This window comes from Maribacter antarcticus DSM 21422 (assembly GCF_000621125.1).
In the GTDB taxonomy this organism is placed as follows: domain Bacteria; phylum Bacteroidota; class Bacteroidia; order Flavobacteriales; family Flavobacteriaceae; genus Maribacter; species Maribacter antarcticus.
In genome coordinates, this window is sequence record NZ_KK211214.1 from 17,413 (window position 1) to 42,543 (window position 25,131).

The window sequence follows — 25,131 nt, forward strand, 5'->3', positions numbered from 1 at the left end:
AGGAACTCAAGATAAATACCACATATTCAGGTGATCTAGAATGTAGTTTTTAAGGAGTTTAGTCCTAAAGTTAAACTGTTATTTTAGATGGGTGCTTCTTCCTATTTTAACTGAAAACTTACGATTTCTAAATTTTTATTTAACCAATATTCATCCGTGTTAAAGCCAAAGGCAGATGGTTTATATGTTCCAATTAGTTTAACGTTCGCTTTTTGAGGTACGGGTAAATCCATGGTCCAAAAAACTCCGTTTACTAAAAGTCTGCGAACATTCTCATTAAGCATGTCCGATGCAGCACCAATCGTTGTTGTAAAGGTTTTTCCTTTTTTTCCGTCGGGAATTTGATAGCTTTTGGTCCATGCAATTGGCATCAGAATATCATTTACTTTAACCCCTTCGCTGTTTTCGGTAGCCAGTATTTTATCTGTAGGTTTCATTCCAAAGAATATATCGTTTTCATCAAATACTCCTTCTCTATTGATGACTTGTCCCAAAATAATAGGCTTGCTGTCTCCGGGAAGAGGAAAACGTACGCCATAAACATCCGTTGGCCCCCAAATACTTCCACTTTCAATACCGTTAGTAACGGGATGGGATGTTGCATCCTCTGCAATAACACCACGCGTACTCTGATTTTTATGATGACCATGATGGGTATGCCATTTTTCTCCAAGTATCAATCTACCAAAACCTTCGGTCCACTCTATTTTATCTCCTGAATACCCATTACTGTAATGGGCGAAATTAGTATCAGCGTCTTTCCCAAAATTAAATGCATGGGTAGCGGTACGAATTCCTATTAAAGGCTTTCCTGCCTTTAGATAGTTTTCGAAATACTGCATTTGTGAATCTGGAAGTGCACGAAATCGAGTAAAAATTACCATCATATCAGCCTTTTCCAAGTTTTCCAAACCGGGAATATTTTTCACATAATTTGCGTTAACGATTCCAGGTTTTTCTGGGTCTTGCGCGAACAAAACAGTGCATTTAAAACCATGATGCTTTGAGAGTATTTTGGCCAATTGCGGAAGTGCTTCCTCAGAACGGTATTCTTCATCACCAGAAACAAGTACGATATGCTTTGATTCTTGATTCTTACCATTAAAAGTCAGCCATTGTTGAGGTTCGTCAACCTCCTTTTTTTCTACCTTTTGTCCACATGATATACATATGCTTAACATAGCTAGTGCAAAAATAGTTCTCAGTTTCAAATACCCCATAGTTCTAATTTGTTTATTTCTATTTGCCTATCCAATGCCATGCGAACTGAAGTCCTTTGATATAAATATCTTCAGAAGGAGAATAAGTACAAGATACAGTAATGCCATGGGCAAATTCAAGAATCACCCTTAATTCACTTCAATATATAAAAGTGCTACCACTTATGTCGAGGATTTATAAAATTTAATGATTTATGATTTTTTAAAATAATTTACCATCTATTTCATTCACTTTAAAATGGACTCGAATAGTCCAAGAAATAGTAGGACTACGCATGTTATCTAAGTACAAGGGTAAAATAAAAAAGCGCTCAATTTCTTGAGTGCTTTTACCGGTCTGGAATGGATTTGGACCCGAGATTCCCTGCGTGAAAGACGAAATTTTAGTAAATTCCCATGGGGTAAAATTATGTTAAGGTCTATAAGAGGTTTACAGGCGTCAGAACAAAGAAAAGTGTCGTGTCAAAGGAGAAAATTCCTATTATCAAAAAACTATAATACACAGTAGCCCCCCCTCATAATTATTAAGGCCTATGTAGCGGAGTTATTATTTTAGTTAAGGAAAATTCTCGATGAAATTTTTAGTAAAAAATTGAATTTATTAAAACATAGGATGAACAATAAACAGCACTTACTTATCTTTCTGTCAGTTTTAGTTATCAGCTGTAAACAAGAACCTTTACCTGAAGTACCCGCGCGAATCAACCACTTCAACCATCAAATATTTGAAGAAAATAGACTACTGCCTAGGGCTACTTTTTTGGGTTTGAATCAGATACTATTTCTGATACGGAAAGTTTAAAACGGTATTTAAGTCTAAATGGGATTGGAAGTTTCATTTTACAAAAGACCCTAAGCAACGCTCCATCACCTTTCAAAATGTGGATTATGACCACAGTGGTTGGGACGCCATTCCGGTTCCTGCCAATTGGGAAGTTGAAGGCTACGACTTTCCCATTTACTTGGACGAACGTTATCCCTTTAATGCCAAATGGCCTGATGTGCCAAACGACTACAATCAAGTAGGTGCCTATCACAAAGAAATTAATCTTGACTAAGAATTCTTAGTCGAAGATGTAATTCTCCATTTTGCAGGAGTGAAATCAGCCATGTAGGTTTATATTAATGACAGTTATGTGGGTTATTCACAGGGCAGCAGAACTCCCGCAGAGTTCAATATTACGGACTACCTATCCGAAGGAAAGAATCTGATAGCTCTGCAACTATTCCGTTGGAGCGATGCCAGTTGTTTAGAAAGTCAAGACATGATGCGTATGAGTGGTGTTGAACGCGATGTTTACCTCTATGCCAGTCCAAGGTATTTGTGTCGGATTACTACGCTTACTCTAATCTAGATGATACTTTTACAAATGGAATATTTAAGAATACCATTTTCATTCAAAATAATTCTGAACAAGCTGTATCCAGAATTATAAATTTAGAGCTTCTGGATGGGGATGCATCAATGTACAAAACGGCTGTAACTATTGAAATTTTGGCTGGTTCGAGTATCGATTTTACATCAGAAAACATTATTAAAAACGTGAAACAATGGTCGGTGGAACTACCTAATTTGTACCGACTTGCCATTTCATTGGAAGATTCTAAAAATCCAAAAGATAATCAGTATATAAAAAGAAACACGGGTTTTAAACGAGTTGAAATCAAAAACGGTCAAGTGCTTTTCAATGGAAAAACTATCTATATTAAAGGGGTAGATAGGCACAAAACAGATTTGTTAATGGGCCACATAGTCTCTAGGGCATCTATGGAAAAGGACATTAAACTAATAAAACAGAATAATATAAATGCCGTTCGAAGTTTGCACTACCCAAACGACCCTTATTGGCTAGAACTTTGCGACCCACACGGATTTTATGTGGTTGATGAGGCCAATATCCAAAGTCATCTGTTGGCTATTGACGAAAAGACCCAAATAGGCAATAAGATGTGTTGGTTACCCGCCTACAGGATGCGCACCCAACGAATGTACTTTTGGGATAGGAACCATGCTTCAATCTATTCATGGTCTTTGGGTATCGAAGCTGGTGAAGGTGAAATTTTTAGGACAACTTACAAATGGCTAAAAGAACAGGACGACAATAGAATCGTACAATATGAACCTGTAGGAAAAGAGGGTTACACCGATGGCTATTACCCCATGTATCCTAAACCGGAGTACCTCATCGAACACGGGAAATCAGATTCAGACAACCCCTCAATCATAATCGAATATGCCCATGGTATGGAAAATTCAGTTAGAAATCTTCAGGATTATTGGGATATCATAGAAACGTACCCCAACCTACAAGGTGGTTTTATTCGGGATTGGGTAGATCAAAGTTTAGAATACAAAGATGAAAATGGTAAACCTTATTTTGCCTATGGCCATGACTACCATCCGGATTTACTCACGGACGGAAATTTTTTGAATAACGGTTTGGTGAATCCTTACCATAAGTTAAATCCGCATCTTTTGGAGGCTAAAAAGGTGTCTGAGCCTGTTCAATTTAGCTATTGAGGAAAGGGAATTATAGCAATTGAAAGTAAAAATTTCTTCGCCAATTTTTCAGATAAACAGGTGTATTTTAAAATTTCGAATAACAGAAGGGAAGTCCATCAGCAATTCAAAATGGAACTGAATGTTCCAGCTCAGCAAACGCAAAAAATTCAATTTGATAACGTTCCTGATATTTTTATTCCTGAAGAGGAATATATTGTAGAAGTTAGAATGATTCAGAGAAATGAAACACTTTTAGTTCCCAAGGGCTATGAAGTGTCTTGGAATCAGTTCATTCTTAATGAAGGGGCAAGGCATGTCGCGGCCCTTCCTCACAAAATAGCGTCGCAAATAGGTACTTCTGGGGAGGATATTCAAATACAAAATGATAAAACGGACTGTAGAATCAACAGTAAGACAGGTGAGTTTATATCGTGGGCCTTTGAAGGAAAAAAGATTACCAATCAGCCTATTAGACCTAGTTTTTGGAGACTGCTTACCGATAACGATTTAGGAAATGGAATGGATAAATGGGCCAAAATTTGGCAGGATGCTTCCTATAGCTATTCCGCCAAATTAATAGGGAAACCCGCCAAGACCCAAGAAGGTGTTTCGTTCAGTGTTGGGTATATACTTCCCAATGCAGAGGCTGATTTTAAAGTTGATTATGAAATTTTAGCGAATGGAATATTATATATTGATTATCACTTTAAACAGAATCAAAAAGAGCTGCCAAACATTTCGAAATTAGGGATGTATCTAACACTTCCCAATTCGTATGCTGATATCTCCTGGTACGGTAATGGCCCTATGGAAAGTTATTGGGACAGAAAAATAAGGGTTAAGGCAAGTATCTATAGCGGGAAGGTAGCGTAGCAATTCCATAGCTATATGAGGCCGCAAGAAACTGGAAACAAGACAGATGTTCGCTGGTTGCAACTTTCTTCAGATGCATTAACCTTGGAACTCAAAAGCAATGAGTTACTAAATTCTAGTACTTTGCCATTTGCTATGAAAGAAATCGACTTTAATAGTGAAGATGCGGGTATTTCTGCCGCTAGATTGGTACCCGTCACCAAAAAAGCATGGTGCAGATATCAAAATCGGAAATACTGTACAATGGAACATTGACCATTTACAAATGGGCGTTGGTCGCGATAATTCATGGGGAGCTTTGGTACATGGTGAATATACGATTCATCCTAAACAGTATGATTATTCGTTTTCGATGCGGCCTATGATGAACACAGATTAAATTGGTAGAAAAATAATATACATTTTTTCTATATGTATATTTTCTTCTTTGGTGTTGAAGTTGTGCTGTTCGCTAACCACTTTTGATTTCTAATTTAGAATCTGTTTTGTCTTAGTTTCTAAACCTACCTAAGACTGCTAATCCAAATATAGGGGAGTGTCGTGCTATTTCAGTGATCACAGTTAATTTTATAATAATCTTCTTTCAACAGCTGCAAACGTTTGCATAACAATAATGGTCGGGATAACCTTTAATCACTAGTTTTATGCGATATAGCAATCTTATAAATGAAAATGTGTTGTTTTAGAAAAATCAGTTATGGCTCTCTTTTGGTTTTAGGATTTTTTGTGTCTTCTTGTGCTACACAAAAGGAGTTGAGCCAAAAAGAAATTAAATTCGCAGTCATTGCTGATGTTCATTTACAAGATGTATATGGAACCTTGGAGGATTCTGATTATACTGGCGTTAAAAACCCTATAAATGGAGAGCACGTATTGATACGGACTATGGCTAGCCAGTTACGTTCTACGCGAATTTTTAATGAAAATTACTTTGCCTTTTTAGCTGCGCTTGACGATGTGGTGGAAAGGAATATAAAGTACGTGCTTCTTCCAGGGGATTTTTCTGACGATGGGCAGCCTTTACATATCCGAGGGTTAAAAAAAATTTTAAAGCAATACGCTAAAACTAACGATATTTCTTTTTTTTTAGCCACGGGAAATCATGATGTGGTTAGACCTTTTAACCATAACGATGGGAAATACGATTTTTTAGGTGAAGGAGGAAAACAACAACCCATTTTTTCTGATGCTGCAATGCATAGCCCTGATTTGAGTACAGCGCATCCCGTTGTGATTACCAAAGACATTCAAAATTTAGGATATGAGGGAATTAGCCAAATGCTGGGTGATTATGGTTTTTATCCTAAACGGGAATATGGCTATTGGGCCTCTCCATTTTCTAATTATTCATATAAGGATTACAACTACGAAGAAGCTAAGCTCCAGGCTTCGTTGCAACAAAGAAGCCTTCTTATTGACTCTTACGAAAATAGGTTACCAGACCTTAGTTATGTAGTAGAACCTATTGAAGGGCTATGGTTAATATCGCTCGATGCCAACACTTATTTAGAAAAGGCGGTTGTCTTAATTGATGATAACAACACCTTGGAATACCCTAACACTGGTTTAGGGCACGATAATTTATTAACGAATAAAAGGTACTTAGTAGATTGGGTGAGTCGAATTGTCCAAGAGGCAGAAAAGCACGGAAAAACGCTTATTGCTTTTAGTCACTACCCCATGGTAGATTTTACTAATGGGGCTTCTGAGGAAATAGGGAGTTTGTTGGTGGGGGGTAAAATGCAAAATAGTCGGGTTCCTAACAAAAAGGTGGCGGAAATTTTCGCACAAGCAGGCCTTAAGCTTCATTTTGGCGGTCATATGCACATGAATGACACAGGGGTTCATAGTAACGTTGATGGGAAGACATTGATAAACGTACAAGTACCTTCCTTGGCAGCATATAAACCTGCATATAAGGTAGTAACCCTAAAAAACAAAGGGATTGTTTCTGTTGAGACGGTACTTGTGAACACTGTTCCTAGTTTTAATGAGTTTTTTGAGTTGTATGAGCAAGAATATGACTTTTTAAAGCGTATGGGTGGTGAAAAAATTTGGAACCGTACTATTTTATCTTCAAAGGACTACGGCGATTTCACCAATTGGCATTTAAAGGAATTAGTACGATTGCGTTTTTTGCCATCAGATTGGCCAAAAGAATTTTCAAGGTTTTTACTGAACAGTTCAGGGAAGGAATTATTGGCGCTATCACATGCTAAACAGGGAGAAGGTTTTGAGGATTTAATGCGTAGAATGAAAACAGAAAAAGAGTTTGTTTCCAGCCTATTACTCAGAAACGATATTGGTCTTGGAAATGATGAATTTAACTTAAAAAGGCTGGAAGATTGGTCTGGTGCCGATCTCCTATTTGACCTTTATAGACTGAGAAGTGCAGACCAGCTTGCGCAAACAGATATTGGTCAAAAGCGTCTTAGCGAATACCAGTTAATAGCAAGCTCTTTTCTGAATAAGGATATGGTGGCCGGCAAAGACTCCATAACACGAAATATGCTTGAGCTTATGTCCATATTGGATAAATTTATGAATGGTGCACCCTCCAATCACTTTCAAATCTATATGAACAGTGGTGTTGTAATGCCATTAAAACGCCGTAGCGGAAATTAGATACAAGGCATTGTAAATAAAAACATACTTAAGAAGAATGTCATGGGTGCTTTTTCTCATACTAATTAAGTCACCAATCTGGGCGCAGGAAAAAATGAAAGTGGATGATGTAAACCCTTTAAGAGACACCTCCATTTTTAGCTTTTCAGAAGGAAAGGATGGAGTAGTTACTATGCCCTGCGTAGGTTCTCCATTTGCTATGACAAACTTTATGGTACAGACAAAGGAGAACAAAATTAGTGAAATGCCGTATGTGTATGAGGATACTTCTATAAAGGGATTTATGGCAACACATCAGCCAACGTGATGGATGGGCGATTATGCTTATGTTAGTATTATGCCACAAATAGGCGCTCTAAAATTGCTTCCTGACGACAGGGCATTGCCCTTTTACAAAAAGATGAGCAGTAGTTCCTTGGTTTTTGAAATGGGTAATGAACCTAATTTCACAGTATTTGAAGACCAATAATTTCACTAGCGTAAGAGAAGATATTTTTGTTATTTCAATTAACTTTCCAATCCTTTAAATTCGATAATTATATAGCGTTAAGAATGTACTATAATTCTATTTGCGCAAAAACTGGACAGTGATCGGATAAATAAATATCATCTAACATTTCAGAAAATACCGCATATTTAGTCACTTTACTAATTCCTTTTAAAAATATATAGTCTATTACTTTCCGTTCTTCGAACGGCCTGTTATCAAAACCGCAGGTGGTCCAGTTGGGTCCATAAGTAAACGTAGCTGCACTACTTGCATTGATCAATGTGTTTTTTCCATCGGTTTTAATCAAGGTTCTAATACCTTCTGACTCGGGAACAAGGTTAAAATCACCCGTTAGAATTAAAGGTAGGTTTCCTGCTAATGCTATGGCTTTTTCTTTTAATAATTTAGCGCTTTCAACACGAGCTATGTTTCCAATATGGTCAAAATGAGTATTCATAAAGATGAACTCTTCTCTTGTATTCTTATCCTTAAATACCGCCCACGTTGCAATTCTTTCCAAATCAGCATCCCATCCTTTGCTAATTTCATCAGGGGTTTCACTTAACCAGAACGTACCACTTTTTAATACCTTAAACCTGTCTTTTTTATAAAAAATTGAGGCGAACTCTCCCTTCTCCTTGCCATCTTTCCTTCCAATACCAATAGTTTTATATTTGCTTAGGTTCGTTTTTAGATAGTCTAGTTGATTTACCAAAACTTCTTGCATACCTATGATATCTAAATCATAAAAATGAATCATACGAACCACATTTTTCTTTCTATGATGCCAATTCTGTTTACCATCCTCTGGATTATCATATCGTATATTAAAGGACATGACATCCATTTTTTTAGCTTTTTGAGCGAACGTAAATGATGATAAAAACAATAATTGAAAGAATAGGAAAGCTATCTGTTTCTTCATATAAATTGAACTTTTCAATGAGTAGGAATACCTCTTGCATTAAACAATCTCGGATATCTTCACTGGTCTATTTTCCTTCAATGATTTAATAGCGGCAAGACCTATTTTCAAAGATTGTAGTCCGTCATTACCATCAACGGACATTTGTATTCCGTTGGAAAGCCCTTTCACAAAATCTTGTATTTCTGTCTTATAGGCTTCTTGATAGCGCTCCAAGAAAAAGTGTAGGGGATTGGCGGCATGAATACCTTGTTTATTGTAGAGCTTGTGGGAGTCATGAAAAATGTTGTTGGACTGCACCATACCTTTTGACCCAAAAACCTCTACACGTTGGTCATAACCATAAGCAGCTTCCCTGCTGTTATCTATAATGGCCATACTGCCGTCTGTATAGGTAAGGGTGACCACCGCTGTATCAATATCTCCGGCAGCTCCAATGGCAGGGTCCACTAAGACCGCTCCTTTTGCGTATACTTCTACTATTTCATTATCAACAACATAGCGGGCCATATCAAAATCATGTATGGTCATATCTAAAAACAGACCTCCCGATTGTTTAATATAACTAACTGGTGGAGCTCCAGGATCTCGACTTGTTATTTTTACTAAATGAGGTTTTCCTACGGCATCTTCTTTCACAAGCTCATGCACTTTCTTAAATTCCTTGTCGAATCTGCGGTTGAAACCTAACATTAGTTGTACACCGCTCTCATTAACGACATTTAAAACCTCCAACACCCTTTTCAGGGATAGGTCTAAGGGCTTTTCACAAAAGACATTCTTCCCCGCTAAAGCGCCCATCTCGACATAATCTGCATGGGTATTTGTCGGGGAACATATGAGTATGGCACTAAAGTCGCCCATGGATATCAAATCCTTATAGGACGACGTAATAAACGGAATATTATTATTTTTGGCATATTCCCGGCATTCTTTAGATGGGTCCATTGCAGCCACTACTTCTACTCCGTCCATTTGAAGGATGTTATCCAAATGTATCTTTCCTATTCTGCCTAGGCCGGCAATGGCGAACTTTATGGTACTCATATTTTTATAAGTTTATTTTCTTTAAATGATTTTGTTGCCAAATACGCTATGTTCGTTGATTTTGTTCCATCTTCCGCTTTAATTTCTGGTTTTTTATTTTCAATAATACAATCTACAAATTCCTGCATTTCATTAACAAATGCTACTTCAAATCTTTCCTGAAACGATTGGGAACATTCTTGCCTTACACCATGCGAATCTAATATCTCGACCATATTCTTTCTTGGTACAGATCCGATTCTAAGTGTAGCTTTTGTTCCTATGATTTCAGTTTCCACATTATAACCATGGGTTGCCGTTCTACCTGCCAAGAAAAAGGCCATACTCTCATTGTCAAACTGCAATAATGCCGATACGTTATCGCCATCGCCATGCTCTGCAAATTCTTTATGTGCATAACATCCGCCAATGGCAAAAATGCTTTTTGGTTCTGCTTTTAGCATCCACCTTGCTAAATCGATATCATGAATGGCCATATCCAAAAATTGTCCAGCACTGTGTTCGACATATTTTAAGGCGCCATCTATCGCCGATTCAGGATCTACACTATAGCTCCTAAAAAGAATGGGCTTTCCTAGTACACCTTCATCTATTTTTTGCTTTGCATACATATATGAAGGGTCGTACCTTCTCATAAACCCCAACATAAATACCTGATTTGCATTTGCAGCTACAGCTTCTTCTACGGCTAAGCACTCTTGGAGGGTAATTCCTAAGGGTTTTTCGCAAAATACGTGCAATCCTTTTTGAAGGGCATATATGGCTTGTTCACAATGATTGGCCGATGGGGAAACAATCACAATAGCGTTCAGGTCAGAGTCGTTGATCATTTCTTTAAAATCAGAGAAACAATAGCCAACGTTCAATTCTTTTTTCGCTCTGGATAATTCTTCTTTATTAAGGCTACATGCTGCGGACAATTCTGCATTTTTAATTATACTACTAATATTTTTGGCATGAATAAAACCCAATCTGCCCAATCCAACAATACCAATACGAACTTTGTTCATGTTTATTTAAATAAAAGCGGTTGCTTTAATTAGGTTATAATCCAATTGAATTGAGATACTCACGATTTGTCCTTGCACATATTTTCGGGTTTCCCATACCTGGAAGTATATCTTGTTCTACCACAATCCAATCGGTGTATTTTTTATCCTGCAATAGATCAACTATTGTTTTGAAATCCACACTTCCTTTGCCAAGTTCACAGAAAACCCCTCTTTTTATGGCATCAAAATAATTGCCATTCGCTTCTCTTGATAGCCGCGCAGCTTCTGGGTCAAAATCCTTAAAATGGACATGCCAAATTCTATCAGAATGTTTTCTTAAGGCACTTACAGGATCGCCTCCGCCAAAGGCATAATGCCCCATATCTAAACAAAGTCCTACTAGGTTGGGGTCGGTCATGGACATTAGGGTATCTATTTCTTGTGGCGTTTCCACATATCCGGCGCAATGATGATGGAAAACAGTTCTTAGTCCATAAGCTTCTTTTACGGCTTTTGCCACTTTTTCAGCACCATTTGTATAGGTTTCCCACTGGTTCTTGGTCAATCCCATTTCTGGAGTGATTCTACCGGCATTTTTTGTCCGCTCTGGAATACTCCCGTTGTTATCTGCCAAAACTATAAAAGCATTTTGATATCCTGCCTTATACATGAGTTGAGCAACACGAAGGGCGGATTGGATACCCATTTGATGCGTTCGCTCATCTACCAAGGCTACGGGAACAAATGCTCCTAAGAGTTCTAGGCCCCTGCTATCTATCGCTACCCGAAGCAGGTCAGGGTCCGTAGGCATGTAGCCCCAGTCGCCCAACTCCGTGCCAATGTAGCCGGTATCTTTGATTTCGTCTAATACTTGTTCAAAACCAATCTCTTCTGATTTTTCTTCCAAATCAAATTCAAGTGCACCCCACGAGCAAGGTGCGTTTGCGACTTTTATCATTTAAAATGAGTGTTAAAATTTACGTGACCATATATTCGGCCATCTTTCTATAATTACTTTGGTTTGCGTAAAAAATTCAATGGCATGCTTGCCCTGTCCATGAAGATCTCCAAAGAAACTATCTTTCCAACCACTAAAGGGGAACTGTGCCATAGGTGCGGCAACACCAATGTTGATGCCTATATTTCCGGCATCGGCCTCATTTCGGAACTTTCTTGCATTCGCGCCACTACCAGTAAAAAGACACGCCATATTCCCATAACTGCTACTGTTTACAAAAGCCAGCGCTTCATCGATATTTTTCATCGATATTAAACTCATGACAGGACCAAATATTTCAGTCGTTATCAATTCCTTGTCTAAGGCCACATTTTCCAGTATGGTGGGCGCTATGAAGTTGCCGTTTTCATAACCAGAAATGGAAGTTTTTCTACCATCGAGAAGTAGCTTGGCGCCTTCATCAATACCTTTTTGAATCAATCCTTCTATACGGTTCTTACTTTCCGGTGTGATAACAGGCCCCATACTAACGCTATCGTCCCAGCCATATCCTGTAGTTCTGGATTTAACGGTTTCGTAAAGTGCATCTTTAATTTCTCTCTTTTGGTCATCAACCGTAATAATGGTAGAGGCTGCTAGGCAACGTTGTCCTGCACATCCATATACAGAATCGGCAATAATTTTGGTCGACATTTCAATATCAGAATCGGGTAAAATGACGACTGGGTTTTTTGCGCCCCCCTGAGCCTGTACCCGTTTGCCATTGGCTGTTCCCTTACTATAAATATATCGCGCAACAGGAGTACTGCCCACAAAGCTGATAGCTTTGATTTTTGGATGCTCCAAAATTGCATCTACGGAGTCCTTACCACCATGTACCAAACTAACCAGACCTTTGGGCATATCCAATTGGTCTAATAGTTCAAATATTTTCATCATGGTCAACGGCACTTTTTCCGATGGTTTTACGATAAAAGCGTTCCCGGTAGCAATAGCGTAAGGTAAAAACCAAAATACAATCATACTGGGAAAATTAAAGGGCGTAATACAGGCAGCGATACCTAGCGGCTGTCTGATCATCATTTCATCAATTCCCGTTGCAATGTCTTCGATTACATCACCGGCCATAAGCATTGGGGTGCCGCAAGCGACCTCCACATTTTCAATGGCTCTTTGTATCTCACCTAAGGATTCTGCTTTGGTTTTGCCAGATTCTTCCGTTATGATTTTTGCTAAGGGTTCCATGTTCTCCTCAAGTAGAGATTTTAATCGATACAGTACTTGGACCCTTTTTATTACCGGAACGTTACGCCATTCGTTGTACGCATTTTGTGCTGCGCTAACTGCGTGGTCAAGGTCCTTTTTTGTTTCTGGTCCATAGGGAACCTTTGCCAGTGTATCTTGATTTGCAGGGTTGACCACATCAATGGTTTCTTTTGATGTACTATGTTGCCAAGTTCCGTTTATATAGTTTTTTAAGATGTTCATTTTAAATAATTATAGGTTAATTAATTTTTTCTTTTATCCATTTTGGCCCAATAAAATATAAATAAGTAGCGTCACCGCACATAGACCAATGGACATGGCTTTTGTGTATTTCCAAGGCACTAGGTTTACCACGCCAACATCGGTAATCTCATACCTATTTTTTCTAGGGTTAAAATAAGATACACTGTACATTATGGCAACATTCAAGAGAAATTCAATACCCCACAAATGCACAAAGTGTATTCCGTGGCTGGTATACCCCCATGTCATAAAAACGTAAAAGCATAACCCAAAGATCAAAGCCACCTTAGCACCTATCGCAGAAACCTTTTTCATAAAGAAACCGGCTAATAGGATAGAAGCAATGGGGATAAAGAATATGCCATTAAGCTCCTGCAGAAGTTGGTACAGGCCGTCCGAAGCATTTGCTACCATTGGGGCGGCAAAAATGGCTATGACTGCCAAAACTGCTGAGGTGGCCTTGCCGATACGGACCAATTTTGTATCACTTATATCTTTACTGAGGTGTTTTTTGACAATATCAACACTGAACAGTGTGGCTACAGAATTAAGCACAGAGTTAAAAGTGCTCAAAACCGCTCCCATGATGACCGCAGCAAAAAAGCCGATTAACCATACGGGAAGTACTTTTTTTACCAGCATTGGGTATACTGAATCCTGTTGGTCAAAATAGGTGTCCTGAAAATAAAAATAACAAATGACCCCTGGAAGGACTATTATCAAGGGTATTAGTATTTTAAATAACCCGGTAATCAACAGTCCTTTTTGAGCTTCTTTAAGGTTTTTGGCTCCTAAGGCTCTTTGGATAATGGTCTGGTTCATACCCCAAAAATAGAGTTGATTGATAATGAGCCCTGTAAACAGCACTTCAAAAGGTAGAACAGAATCTGGTGCCCCAATGACGTTAAATTTTTCTGGAGCATACTCATAAACTTTCACCAATCCATCGATAATATTGTTATCCCCAATCGCCATAAGGGCCAATATTGGAATCAGCAGCCCCCCTAGCAATAGGCCGGCGCCATTAATAGTATCCGAATACGCGACCGCTTTTAGCCCGCCAAAAATGGCATAAATTGATCCTATCGCCCCAATGATTACAATAGTGATCCAAAGCCCTTCAGTTTTATCTACACCCAAAATATCCGACACTCCGAATAAACTTTCAATACCGATAGCACCGGAGTACAGCACAATGGGTAATAAGGTGACTACAAAAGAGAAAATAAGGATACCTGCAACCATGGTCCTTGTAAGCCCATCAAAACGGCTCTCCAAAAATTGCGGAATAGTGGTAAGCCCCATTTTTAGATATTTAGGCACAAAAAAAATGGCTGCAATCACTAGGGCTATAGATGAGGTTACCTCCCAAGCTATTACGATAAACCCGTTAACGTATGAATTTCCGTTCATCCCTATTAAGTGCTCGGAAGAGATGTTCGTAAGCAACATGGAACCTGCAATTACAGTACCGGTTAGACTTCTGCCTCCCAGAAAATAGCCTTCAGAAGAGCCTAAATTCGTTTTCCGTAGGCTGTACCAAGTAAAGATGGCTACCCCTGCCGTAAAGGCAATGAAGGAAACTAGGATAATGATGAAGTCCGTACTCATTGGTTGATTTTAGAGGTGATATTTTTGGGTCTTTTTGTTTTCCTGATATATTTCATAGGACTCAGTCACTGCCTCTTTTTCAGATATTTCTGCTACGGCAACATCCCACCAAGCATAGCCTGGAATACCTTTTTTACGATCAACCTCAATATAGATTAAGGTAGTCTGGTCAATAGTCTTGGCCTTTTTTAGAGCAGTATTTAATTCTGTTACGTTTGTGGCCTTTATTACATAAGCACCCATACTTGCCGCATTGGCTGCATAGTCTATGGGTAAAAGACCCCCATCTAACTGATTTGTCTCCTCATTGCGATAACGGTAATAGGTGCCGAACCCTTCGCTCCCCAAGGAGGAAGAAAGTCCGCCTATACTGGCATAGCCGTCATTGTTTAGTAATACAATGGTCAATTTCTTTCTCTCCTGAACGGAAGTAACGATTTCCTGAGCCATCATTAAATAACTGCCATCGCCTACCAAAACATAAACTTCACTATCTGGATGGGCCATTTTTGCACCAAGTCCACCTGCTATTTCATACCCCATACAGGAATACCCATATTCCAAATGAAAGCCCTTGGGATTACGGGTGCGCCATAATTTATGTAAATCGCCGGGAAGACTACCTGCCGCGCATACCATAATATCATTGGCATCTGAAAACGTATTTACAGCACCGATTACCTCTCCCTGAAAGGCTGGGACCACATTTCTTTCGGCATATACTTCAGAAACATAAGCATCCCAAGAGCTATTAAAGTCCACTATCTTTTTACTGTAATCATCAGCAACCTTAAAGTTGTCTAGTTGCGTATTGATGGCCTCAAGTATGGCTTTGGCATCGCCCACTAAGGGTAGGGCACCATGTTTAAAGGAATCAAATTCGGTTATATTGATGTTTATGAATTTTACATTTGGGTTTTGGAAGGCCGATTTGCTTATGGTGGTAAAATCACTATATCTGGTGCCGATGCCTATTACTACATCCGCATCGTTTGCCATTTTTATAGCCCCAGGCGTTCCTGTTACGCCGGCTGCACCAAGGTTTTGGGGATTGTCGTAATCGAGTGATCCCTTTCCTGCAAAGGTTTCTATAACCGGTATTCCAGTGCGGTTTACGAGGTTTTTGAGTACTTCGGTAGCTCCACTATACATGGTTCCTCCACCCGCAATGATAAGCGGTTTTTTACTGCTCTTAATTTGCTGTATCGCTTTTTCTAACAATGAGGCATCGGGCATGGTGCGCCCAACATACCAAACCTTCTTTTGGAATAAGGCCGAAGGAAAATCAAAGGCTTCGGCTTGGACGTCTTGGGGAATGCTAAGGGTTACGGCTCCTGTTTCTGCCTGTGAAGTTAATACGCGCATAACCTCGGGTAATGAAGTAATTAATTGCTCTGGTCTGTTGATACGGTCCCAATATTTTGACACCGGTTTAAAACAGTCGTTTACCGATATGTCTTGGGTCACATTAGATTCCAATTGTTGTAATACTGGAGCAACATGTCTCGTCGCAAAAATATCACCAGGTATTAAGAGTACGGGAATTCTATTAATTGTTGCGGCTGCCGCGCCAGTTACCATATTGGTAGCTCCTGGCCCAATGGAGGAAGTACATACAAACGTCTGTAATCTATTCTTTACCTTAGCAAAGGCCGCAGCGGTATGTACCATGGCTTGTTCATTTCTGGCTACATAGAAGGGGAAATCTGGGTTTTGATGCAATGCCTGTCCAATACCAGCTACATTTCCATGGCCTAAAATCCCAAAACAGCCCGCAAAGAATTTATGCTGAACCCCGTCACGTTCTACGTATTGGTTTTTTAGGTATGTTATGGTGGCTTGTGCCACGGTAAGTCTCGTTGTCTCCATAATTCAAATCAAGTATTAAAATCCACCATTTTTTTCAATGAAGTCCATAGACTCTTTTAAGGTAGGCATAAAGTTGGCACAGCCTTTTTGTGTAACTACATGTGCTCCACTGGCATTGCCCATTCTGCAAGATTTATAAAGGTCCCAACCTTGTAACATACCATATAGAAATCCACTTGCAAAGGCATCACCAGCACCAAGAACATTGAGGACATCCACCGGGAAACCGGGAACATCTTCTTTTGAACCATCTTTTTTATAAATACTGGCACCATCTCTACCTCTCTTAACGATTAGTGTTTCTATGCCTGTAGAGAGTAAACGTTTTATAGATGCCTGAATATCACCAGTGATTTCAGGAGCTGATATCTGCTGGTGCTTGATGGTTACCTGTGACACATGCTCCAAAGTAGCAGCCAAGATTTCTTCCTCTGTGCCAATAGCGATTTTAACAAGGGGTAGCACCGCCCTCATGGTCGTGCCAAAGGCGCGATAGTCATGCCACTGATCCGCTCTAAAATCTAGGTCCAAGACCACATCAACGTCGTTTTTATTAGCTATTTCGGCAGCGTAGAAGGTGGCACTGCGAGAGGGTTCCATGTTCATGGCAGTTCCATTTATGAGTAAAATACGGTGCTCAGGTATCTGCGCCAAATCTACATCGTCAATACTTACTTGGCTATCTGCTGCATTATCTCTGTAATAGACTAAGGGGAATTTATCCGGCGGTTCTATACCAAGTACTACAGCGCTGCTTCTAGCAGATTCTTTTGTGGGAATACCGTAGGTGTTCACACCTTCCTTTTTCAAAAAATTAAGTATAAATTCCCCTACTTTATCCCTACCTACAGCCGTCAATAGACTTGCATTCACCCCTAATCTTGCACAACCAACAGCAATGTTCAACGGTGAGCCGCCCACGAAAGCATCAAAGCCTTTAATTTCGTTGAAAGGAGATCCAATATTTTGTGAATAGAGGTCTATGGAAGATCTTCCAAAAGTAATGACGTCATGTTTCCTTAAGTTCATATGTTCTATTGATTGTTCATTGCAGCTGTTACCAAGGGTAGTCTACTATCTTTTGAGGTCCATGAGTCATAGATCCATTCGTGGTCTGGATCTGTTGTATTCGCTAAACATTGGTCGGTTCCGGCCAGAAAATTGAGGTAATAACAATGAAAACCATGTTCTGCAACTACGGGATGAAATCCTTTAGGAATCATGACCACATCATTGTGTCGGGGCCTAACAATTTCATCCAAGGAACGGTCTTTTGTATAGACTTGCTGTATAGCATAGGCTTCGGATTTTTGAAATTTATAGAAATAGGTTTCTTCTTGTATAGGTTCCAAAACAGTACCGTCCTTGGCCAAAATACGTTCATCGTGTTTATGTGCGGGAAAAGAACTCCAATTGCCAGAAGGGGTGTATACCTCTCTAACAACAATACTGTTGCACCCAAATCCCGGAGGTATGAGGTCATTGAACTGCCGTGTAGCGTTGTCTCCACCGAAAATGACCACCGGAGTTTCTTCCGGAGTTATAAATTTTGCAGGAAAATCTTTCTCGGCCTTGCACCAACCATAGGCTATATCAAGTTTTTCGCTTAAGGCGGTTAGGGTAAAGTTGGTATTTTTAGGAAGGTATAAGGTATGAGCTACACCGCTAAAGACATCTTTTCTACCATTTTTTGCTTCCCAATTACCTTTGTCGCTATCTACCTTAAAATTACCACTTAGTAGCACAATTACTAGTTCATTTTCTTCAGTATCATGTTCCCAAATTTCATTTTTTTTCATTAAACGGGCCTCAAAAGAGAGGTAATTCCATTTAGCGGACTTGGGAGTTATGCTGTGGTATGACACTGCATTTTCATTTGGTTTTGCCAATAGATGGGATTGCTTGCTCATTTTTTATATTTTTTATGGAGTGTGGTCGCCTTGCCAGTGGCACCTAAAAGGTCAAATTTTTGTACCATGAATGTTTCGTAGGCATCCATATAGGTTTTGCCTGGGACAATGGGGTCAAACAATTCAGGACTATCCAGAAAAAATTCTCTGTGCACCCTAGACCATAAAAGTCTAGTGTCCGTAGCGATGTTTATTTTGCAAACCCCAAATGGAATGGATTTTATGATTTCTTCTGGGGTTACGCCTGATGCATTTTCATTCAGCATCCCACCAGCCTTGTTTATTCGTTCCACTTCGGTTGTGTTCACTGCCGAACCGCCATGGAGCACAATCGGGAAGCCGGGTAATTTTTGTTGAATTTCTTCAAGTATATGAAACTGTATTCCTTGGCCCGAGCTGAATTTATAGGCTCCGTGACTAGTGCCTACCGCAACGGCAAGGCTATCACAATTGGTGCGTTCTACAAAAGAAACAACTTCATTGGGGCTAGTGTAGCTGGCATTTTCTTCATCAATCGAAATATCGTCTTCCACACCACTCAATACGCCCAATTCAGCCTCAACGAAAATGCCTTTTTTATGTGCCTCATCGACAATCAATCTGGTTCTTTTTACATTGGTTTCGAAATCATCATGCGAGGCATCTATCATTACCGAATGATATTTATTGGACGCTATTGCATTAATAGCATGCGCTTCATTACCATGGTCCAAATGAACGGCATACACTACATTTGGATATATTTTTGATGCAGCATCAATCATAGCTATCAACATTAGCGAGTGCGCATAATTTCTTGCTACGGGTGTAATCTGCACTAAAAATGGTGCATCGGCCTTAATACCTGCCCTGAATAGACCATGTACTTGTTCCATGGTAAATACGTTTACTGCAGCAATGGCATATGTTCCGTAACAATGTTTAAAAAGTTCCTTTGGTAAAACCACCATTTGTTCATTGTTAAAGGGCTAGAATATGCCCACATTATAAAAAAACGATAAAAAAACGATGTTAAAAAGTAATTAGCCTCAAAAGATAATGCAAACCTTTGCATTATCCTTAAAATTTAAACATGTTAGGCGGGAACTATAAATGGTCTGGAGGATCCTCTAACCACCAGTTCAGGTTTAAATACCTCTTGGCGAAAAGCCAAGTTGTCCGCATTGTCGCTATTTAAACGTCCGAGTGCAATTCTAGCCGATAACATGCCTATGCTATAAACTGGTTGCCATACGGTAGATAAAGAAGGTCTGAAATAGGAGGAATGGGGTTCATCGTCAAAACCGACAATAGATATATCCTCTGGTATTCTCATACCCATTTTACGAGCAATATGCATAGCGGAAATAGCTATACTGTCGTTCATAGCAAAAATCGCATCTGGTAAGTGGGATGATTTTAGAAGTTCTGTAGTGGGTTTAAGACCATCGTTATGGGAAAATCCTTTAACATGGGAGATGTACTCTTGTCTTACAGGGATTTTAGCGTTTTCTAAGGCATCCAAATACCCTTGTAACCTATGCTTTGTTGTACTTAGATTTAATGGGCCTCCTAAATGGGCTATTTTTTCACAACCAGACTTTATCAAATATTCCACAGCTTGGAAAGCACCAGCGTAATCATCTACCAATATTTTATCTGCTTCCAGTCCCGGGCAGTCTCTATCAAAAATTACCACGGGGATATTATTTTTTTGTAAGGTCCTGAAATGGTCAAAATTCTTGGTTTCTGAGGCTGGAGATACTAAAACAGCATCTACTTGTATTTTTAATAATTTTTTAATAATTATCGCTTCTTCTTCGTAGGATTCGTTAGAAAGACAAATCATTATATTATACTCAGAATTAGATATAATATCTTGGATGCCAGTGATAATCGCAGAAAAGAAATGACTGGTAATTTCTGGTACAATTACTCCTATAGTGTTTGATTTTTGTCGTAATAGGCTAAGTGCCATAAAGTTTGGTTGGTACCCCAGTTTTTCTGCCAAAGCCCGCACCGCTTGCTTTGTTTCTTTTTTAAGGGCAGGATGGTCATTTAATGCTCTGGAGACTGTAGATGGCGCAACATTGAGTTCTTTAGCTATATCCGTTATTGTGACCCTTCCTTTTTTCATGGTTGCGAAGTTCTATTTTCTTTAGTTTATTCTTTCGGTGGGTATATGGTATCAAGGTGTGCTTCTACAAGTCCAAGACCTATTATCTATATGTAGAATATCGGTTTTGATTAGAATGGAAACACTAAATGACCATTTTTAGATTTTTAAAAAAGATGACTAATCACTTAGGAAAAATACAAAAAATCATTGACTTATTAAGATTATAAAATCGGATACTATAGAGGCAAATTCAATATAAAATTACGAATAGTATTTAGGGGTTATCAAACTGGTACTTTAGGGTGCCTCCCGATGTAATACTGGAATGATGTAAGTTCATTTTTTCTAGATTTTTACCATTAAAAAGGACTTTTTTTGGAATACTTTCATTTGTTAAACTAGTATTCTTACTAATTATAAAAGTTTTGCCAGAATAGTATTTAGGATGTAGGTCGATTCTGATTTCATCGAAAATAGGAGGGCTCAATTGATACTTAGGGTTATTTTCAGTACCCCCGTTCATTTGGAAAAGCCCTAGCTTCATTAACACAGCTAAACTACCCATTAGACCTTGGTCTTCATCACCGTTATAACCTGTGCCCGGATTTAAACCACTAAAGACCTTATCCAGGACTTTTTTTGACCAGTATTGTGTCAGATCTGGTATATTTAAGACATGGAACATATAAGCAGTCTGCATAGAAGGTTGGTTTCCATAATTAATGGGTATTCGACTATACTCTGGATGCAGTTCTACATCATGAGATGTCCCTGATGTAAAACCAAGTTTTTCTGCATTTGTAAATTGTTTGTTTAATTTTTGAACAGCAGCCTCCTTACCTCCCACCAAAGAAGCTAGGCCTTCTGGATCATGGGGTACAAACCAAGTCGACTGGGCACCATTACTTTCGTTAAAGCCATTCTCATAAAGGAAAGGGTCAAAATGCTCCTGCCATTCTCCGTTAATTTTCTTAGGCCTCATGTATCCAGAACTATTGTCAAATACATTTTTGTAGTTTTGGGAGCGTTTTAAGAAATAATCGAAGTCGTCTTTTCGGCCCAACTTCTTGGCAAGCTGCGCCAAGGTCCAATCTTGATATGCATATTCTAATGTGAGACTGGCACCATCTTGGTGTCCTCCAAACTTACCTTCTGGAATAGGATAGGGCACAAAACCGTTTTCCATGTAGTGTTTAAGGCCTCCACCTAAAGAAGTAGTGTGCTCATATCCTGCTTTGGACATTATACCTCCCATCGTATGATTTTTTCGCAAAGCCATATAGATACTATCCAAGTTATCTTTGAGAATTTCCTTTTGAATAGCACTTACGACAAAGGGAGTTGAGGAGGCCCCGGTCATTACATACGTGTAATTACCACCGGAAGGTCCTCTGGGTAGTATGCCGCCATCTTTGTAGTATTGCATTAAAGAATGGGTAAAATCTTCCATTATATCTGGATAAACTAGTCCCCAAAGGGTACTTAATGTCCACTGCGCTCCCCAGAAGGCATCAGAATTATAGTGATTAAATTGGATTTTTCCGTTACTGTCAAGGGGTAGTTGCCCTATTCTTAAATCGGGACCTGTATTATCTGGATAGGCCCCATTTATATCATTAATAACACGCCGACCCTGAAGTGCATGCCAAAGATCTGTGTAAAAACGTCGTCTTTGGGTTTTTGTATTACCCGCTATTTTAACCCTGCCTAACAGGGTATTCCATTCATCTTTAGATTCATTTACCACTTTTTCAAAATCCCAATGATCAAGTTCAGTAGCACTATTGTTTTCTGCATTTTTTATGGAGGTATATGAAATACCTACTTTCATTAAAACTGTTTTCTGTTCAGGATTTGTATACACTAGATAATTGCCAGAATCTTGGTCTTTAGTAATGGAATCCAAGGTTGTATTGAACTGCACCTGAAAAAAAAGTAAAAAGGGTTTGGGTCTCCTATGGGTGGGTGCCATATCTAATTGACCTACGAGGGTGCGACCATCTATTTGCTCTAAACTACCATTTTGATTTTTGCTTGGACCTAACATAGTATTTAAATTGAACAGAATTCCTGGACTTGCATCCTTTGGAAATGAATACTGGTGTAGACCAACTCTTTTTGTACTAGTTAGTTCAGCCTTAATTCCGTAGCGTTCTAATTGCACCAAATGATGACCTGGCGATATTTTTTCCGTGTCATGGGAAAATGCAGAATAGAAATCTTCAAAAATTGTTGATGTGTGCTCTTTGGTTAGGGTTACTGGCATTACTGAAAGACCGGAAGTCTGCCACCCGTGAATATGGCTAAAACCTTTTATAGTATCCGTTTTGTAGCGATAACCACTTCCCCAAGCACCCTCTATTTCCGTATCTGGACTTAAGTTAACCATGCCAAACGGTCTACTGGCAGAAGCGAAAAAGAACCAACGGCTATGTTCAGTATCCAATTGCGGATACACCATGTCAACATAGTTTACAGGTTCAGTGCTTTTATATCCCGGTTGTTGGTTCGTATTACAAGCAGAAATCAATACAATAGCTAAAATGATTCCTATATTTTTAAATAATAGAATAGTACTTGGTCTCATAAGATAGTTTTTAAAAATAGACATAGCCCTGTTGTAATCTTATTTTAAGATAGCCAAGTTGATTTTGAAAGTTTAAGGTAGTATTATTCTATTTTAATTAAAACTCAAATAGAACAAAGGCAGGCAATTTATTGCCTGCCTTCATATAAAACTAACTCAAAAAAATATTTAATATCCTTGATTTTGCTCCAAGAACCCGTCTATTCCAGATGCGGCATCGACTGCACTTTGGGGAATGGGAAACAATCGCTTGTTTGGATCTGAATCTGTTTTCTCTGTCCAAGAATCTTCATAAGTTCCAAAACGAATTTGGTCGCCTCTTCTAAAACCTTCCCAGTATAATTCAAAACCACGTTCCCTAAGTAAGATGTCCGTATCAATAGCCGCTAGTGCTGGTGGCGTCTGATCTGGTCTTGCTGTTCTTGAGGCTCTTACAAGGTTAAGATCGGCAAGTGCTCCTCCTGTATCACCATTTCTCAATTTGGCTTCTGAACGCATCAAATAAATTTCCGCTAGTCGCATCAACACCAGGTCCACACTACTAAAGTTGTTACCGTTAGGAGATGTTCGGCTAAATTGATACTTAGCGCAACGATACCCAGTATTGTGGAAGGAGCCTTCATTGCTAAAATCTATTTCTAAGGTATGGTTTACATAGGCTACATCTCGATCAGGAGCATTACCTTTTCGTTGCAGTACAGGATAGATGCGTACTCCGCCATCACAAGTAAAAAATGTACCATCATCTCCTTTTCTGGGCCCCCACTGAGTGCCACGGATAACGCCGCGATCCATTTCAAAGTCTTCTGGAACAGCGCAATAAAAGTGATCTTCATCATTCAATGGAGTAAGGCCCGTAAGGTCTTGCAAATCGTCAGGCACGATAGTATTCTTTTGAAAGAATCGTGCATCCGCTTCCGCAGGATCCACATCACCATAGGCATCAGCCCATGATTGAAAAAAGTCAGGTGTAAAAGCAGGACCATCGGTCCCATCTGCACTAGGATATTCCGGTCTAGGAAACATAGAGCCAGCTATGGACCAATATGCCCAACGACTATGCTCTCGTTTAAGTTGACCTCGTTGATCCAAAGCAAATATTAATTCAGCATTACTGTTGTTATCATCGTTGAATAGTTCGAAATATTCTGCGGATAATCCAAAATTCCCGGTGTTTATGATATTATCGGTATATTGAATTACTGCGGTCATATCTTCTGGTGTAAAATTGGGTGTGCCATAGGGATCACGGTACACTGCAGCATTGAGGTGTAATCTGGCTAAAAAGCCCCATACGGCAGATTGCGTAATTCTACCAGGACCTCTATCAGCATTGATAACGTCTACTACAGAAAGTAATTCACTTTCAATATAATCAATGGCATTCTGTGCCCGTAAAACCTCAGAAAGATCACTTGAGTTTTCTTTTTGGAGGACTAGCCCCCAACTATCCAACATTAACATATTCAAATAAGCCCTTAGGGCTATCATTTCGGACAATGCCGAAGACGCTTCACTGTCTCCTTGCTCAGATAATGGCCTAAGAACCTCTATTGCAGCTAAGGTTCTAGAAATATTGGTGGTAAGCTCGTTCCATCCATCTCCGATTAAATCGTTTGTTGGTGTAAAGTTGTGTTGATGGGTAGCTAAATATTTACCACCATCGAACCAATCTGAACCACCACGATAGGGTAAAATAGCCTCATCAGAAGGTATGAGCTGTAGTCCATAATAATGTGTATGACGCCACGTCCAGGAAACATAACCATAAGCTGGTGCGATAGCACCACTAATAACCTCTCCTTGTCCGCCGAATTCTGCTTCGTCTAGTCGTACTTCTTCTAGGTCGGTACAGCTCCATTGTAAAAAGGATCCTAATGCAAATGCAATAACTACTATTCTATTTTTCATTTG

The 25,131-nt window shown here is 39.3% G+C and carries 19 protein-coding genes and 2 pseudogenes; 7 read left to right on the forward strand and 14 right to left on the reverse strand.

Going from position 1 to position 25,131, the window contains the following annotated elements; translation table 11 throughout:
- Positions 1-101: 101 nt before the first annotated feature.
- Complete coding sequence (locus Q360_RS0116640) at positions 102-1,220, reverse strand: ThuA domain-containing protein (RefSeq protein ID WP_156950149.1); 1,119 nt, start codon at positions 1,218-1,220, stop codon at positions 102-104.
- Positions 1,221-2,101: 881 nt separating this feature from the next.
- Here Q360_RS0116640 and Q360_RS26775 point away from each other — a divergent pair.
- From Q360_RS26775 to Q360_RS25920, 7 genes and pseudogenes are all read left to right on the forward strand, one after another.
- Positions 2,102-2,575: pseudogene (locus Q360_RS26775) on the forward strand (sugar-binding domain-containing protein).
- Positions 2,545-3,741: a glycoside hydrolase family 2 TIM barrel-domain containing protein gene (locus tag Q360_RS26780; RefSeq protein ID WP_245603283.1), complete on the forward strand. Its 1,197-nt coding sequence runs from the start codon at positions 2,545-2,547 to the stop codon at positions 3,739-3,741. Before Q360_RS26775 ends, Q360_RS26780 begins: the two are co-directional and overlap by 31 nt.
- Before the next feature lie 60 nt (positions 3,742-3,801).
- A pseudogene (locus Q360_RS26785) lies at positions 3,802-4,851 on the forward strand (beta-galactosidase small subunit-related protein).
- On the forward strand, positions 4,760-4,975 hold the full coding sequence (locus tag Q360_RS27020) for a beta-galactosidase small subunit-related protein (protein WP_262493236.1): 216 nt from the start codon (positions 4,760-4,762) through the stop codon (positions 4,973-4,975). The pseudogene Q360_RS26785 and the gene Q360_RS27020 overlap by 92 nt, the downstream one beginning before the upstream one ends.
- A gap of 287 nt (positions 4,976-5,262) precedes the next feature.
- Positions 5,263-7,221: a metallophosphoesterase family protein gene (locus Q360_RS0116650; RefSeq protein ID WP_051554785.1), complete on the forward strand. Its 1,959-nt coding sequence runs from the start codon at positions 5,263-5,265 to the stop codon at positions 7,219-7,221.
- Between the two features lie 37 nt (positions 7,222-7,258).
- Positions 7,259-7,528: a hypothetical protein gene (locus Q360_RS0116655; protein WP_027078080.1), complete on the forward strand. Its 270-nt coding sequence runs from the start codon at positions 7,259-7,261 to the stop codon at positions 7,526-7,528.
- Positions 7,529-7,531: 3 nt separating this feature from the next.
- Positions 7,532-7,690: a hypothetical protein gene (locus tag Q360_RS25920; protein ID WP_156950150.1), complete on the forward strand. Its 159-nt coding sequence runs from the start codon at positions 7,532-7,534 to the stop codon at positions 7,688-7,690.
- Positions 7,691-7,778: 88 nt separating this feature from the next.
- Here Q360_RS25920 and Q360_RS0116665 read toward each other — a convergent pair whose 3' ends face one another.
- From Q360_RS0116665 to Q360_RS0116725, 13 genes are all read right to left on the reverse strand, one after another.
- A complete protein-coding gene (locus Q360_RS0116665) occupies positions 7,779-8,636 on the reverse strand; it encodes an endonuclease/exonuclease/phosphatase family protein (RefSeq protein ID WP_027078081.1) in 858 nt (285 codons plus the stop codon).
- 39 nt (positions 8,637-8,675) lie between these two features.
- Positions 8,676-9,683, reverse strand: coding sequence for an inositol 2-dehydrogenase (gene iolG / locus Q360_RS0116670; protein ID WP_027078082.1), 1,008 nt, complete (start codon positions 9,681-9,683; stop codon positions 8,676-8,678).
- Positions 9,680-10,693 (reverse strand): Gfo/Idh/MocA family oxidoreductase, encoded by a 1,014-nt coding sequence (locus tag Q360_RS0116675; RefSeq protein WP_027078083.1) that lies wholly within the window; start codon positions 10,691-10,693, stop codon positions 9,680-9,682. Before Q360_RS0116675 ends, iolG begins: the two co-directional genes overlap by 4 nt.
- A gap of 34 nt (positions 10,694-10,727) precedes the next feature.
- Positions 10,728-11,633 (reverse strand): sugar phosphate isomerase/epimerase family protein, encoded by a 906-nt coding sequence (locus Q360_RS0116680; protein ID WP_027078084.1) that lies wholly within the window; start codon positions 11,631-11,633, stop codon positions 10,728-10,730.
- A 12-nt stretch (positions 11,634-11,645) separates the two neighbouring features.
- On the reverse strand, positions 11,646-13,121 hold the full coding sequence (locus Q360_RS0116685; protein ID WP_027078085.1) for a CoA-acylating methylmalonate-semialdehyde dehydrogenase: 1,476 nt from the start codon (positions 13,119-13,121) through the stop codon (positions 11,646-11,648).
- 33 nt (positions 13,122-13,154) lie between these two features.
- The gene (locus tag Q360_RS0116690) at positions 13,155-14,753 is read right to left on the reverse strand and encodes a solute:sodium symporter family transporter (protein WP_084273491.1); all 1,599 of its coding nucleotides are present in this window, start codon (positions 14,751-14,753) and stop codon (positions 13,155-13,157) included.
- A 9-nt stretch (positions 14,754-14,762) separates the two neighbouring features.
- Positions 14,763-16,622, reverse strand: coding sequence for a 3D-(3,5/4)-trihydroxycyclohexane-1,2-dione acylhydrolase (decyclizing) (iolD, locus tag Q360_RS0116695; protein ID WP_027078087.1), 1,860 nt, complete (start codon positions 16,620-16,622; stop codon positions 14,763-14,765).
- A gap of 15 nt (positions 16,623-16,637) precedes the next feature.
- Positions 16,638-17,651 carry a 5-dehydro-2-deoxygluconokinase gene (gene iolC, locus Q360_RS0116700; protein ID WP_027078088.1) on the reverse strand — a complete coding sequence of 338 codons (1,014 nt, stop codon included), beginning with the start codon at positions 17,649-17,651 and terminating at the stop codon, positions 16,638-16,640.
- Between the two features lie 5 nt (positions 17,652-17,656).
- On the reverse strand, positions 17,657-18,532 hold the full coding sequence (gene iolB / locus Q360_RS0116705) for a 5-deoxy-glucuronate isomerase (RefSeq protein ID WP_027078089.1): 876 nt from the start codon (positions 18,530-18,532) through the stop codon (positions 17,657-17,659).
- Positions 18,529-19,482, reverse strand: coding sequence for a class II fructose-bisphosphate aldolase (locus tag Q360_RS0116710; RefSeq protein WP_027078090.1), 954 nt, complete (start codon positions 19,480-19,482; stop codon positions 18,529-18,531). Before Q360_RS0116710 ends, iolB begins: the two co-directional genes overlap by 4 nt.
- Positions 19,483-19,607: 125 nt before the next feature.
- Complete coding sequence (locus Q360_RS0116715) at positions 19,608-20,648, reverse strand: LacI family DNA-binding transcriptional regulator (protein ID WP_027078091.1); 1,041 nt, start codon at positions 20,646-20,648, stop codon at positions 19,608-19,610.
- 256 nt (positions 20,649-20,904) lie between these two features.
- Positions 20,905-23,217 (reverse strand): GH92 family glycosyl hydrolase, encoded by a 2,313-nt coding sequence (locus Q360_RS0116720; protein WP_027078092.1) that lies wholly within the window; start codon positions 23,215-23,217, stop codon positions 20,905-20,907.
- Between the two features lie 168 nt (positions 23,218-23,385).
- Complete coding sequence (locus tag Q360_RS0116725) at positions 23,386-25,128, reverse strand: RagB/SusD family nutrient uptake outer membrane protein (RefSeq protein ID WP_027078093.1); 1,743 nt, start codon at positions 25,126-25,128, stop codon at positions 23,386-23,388.
- Positions 25,129-25,131 lie beyond the last annotated feature (3 nt).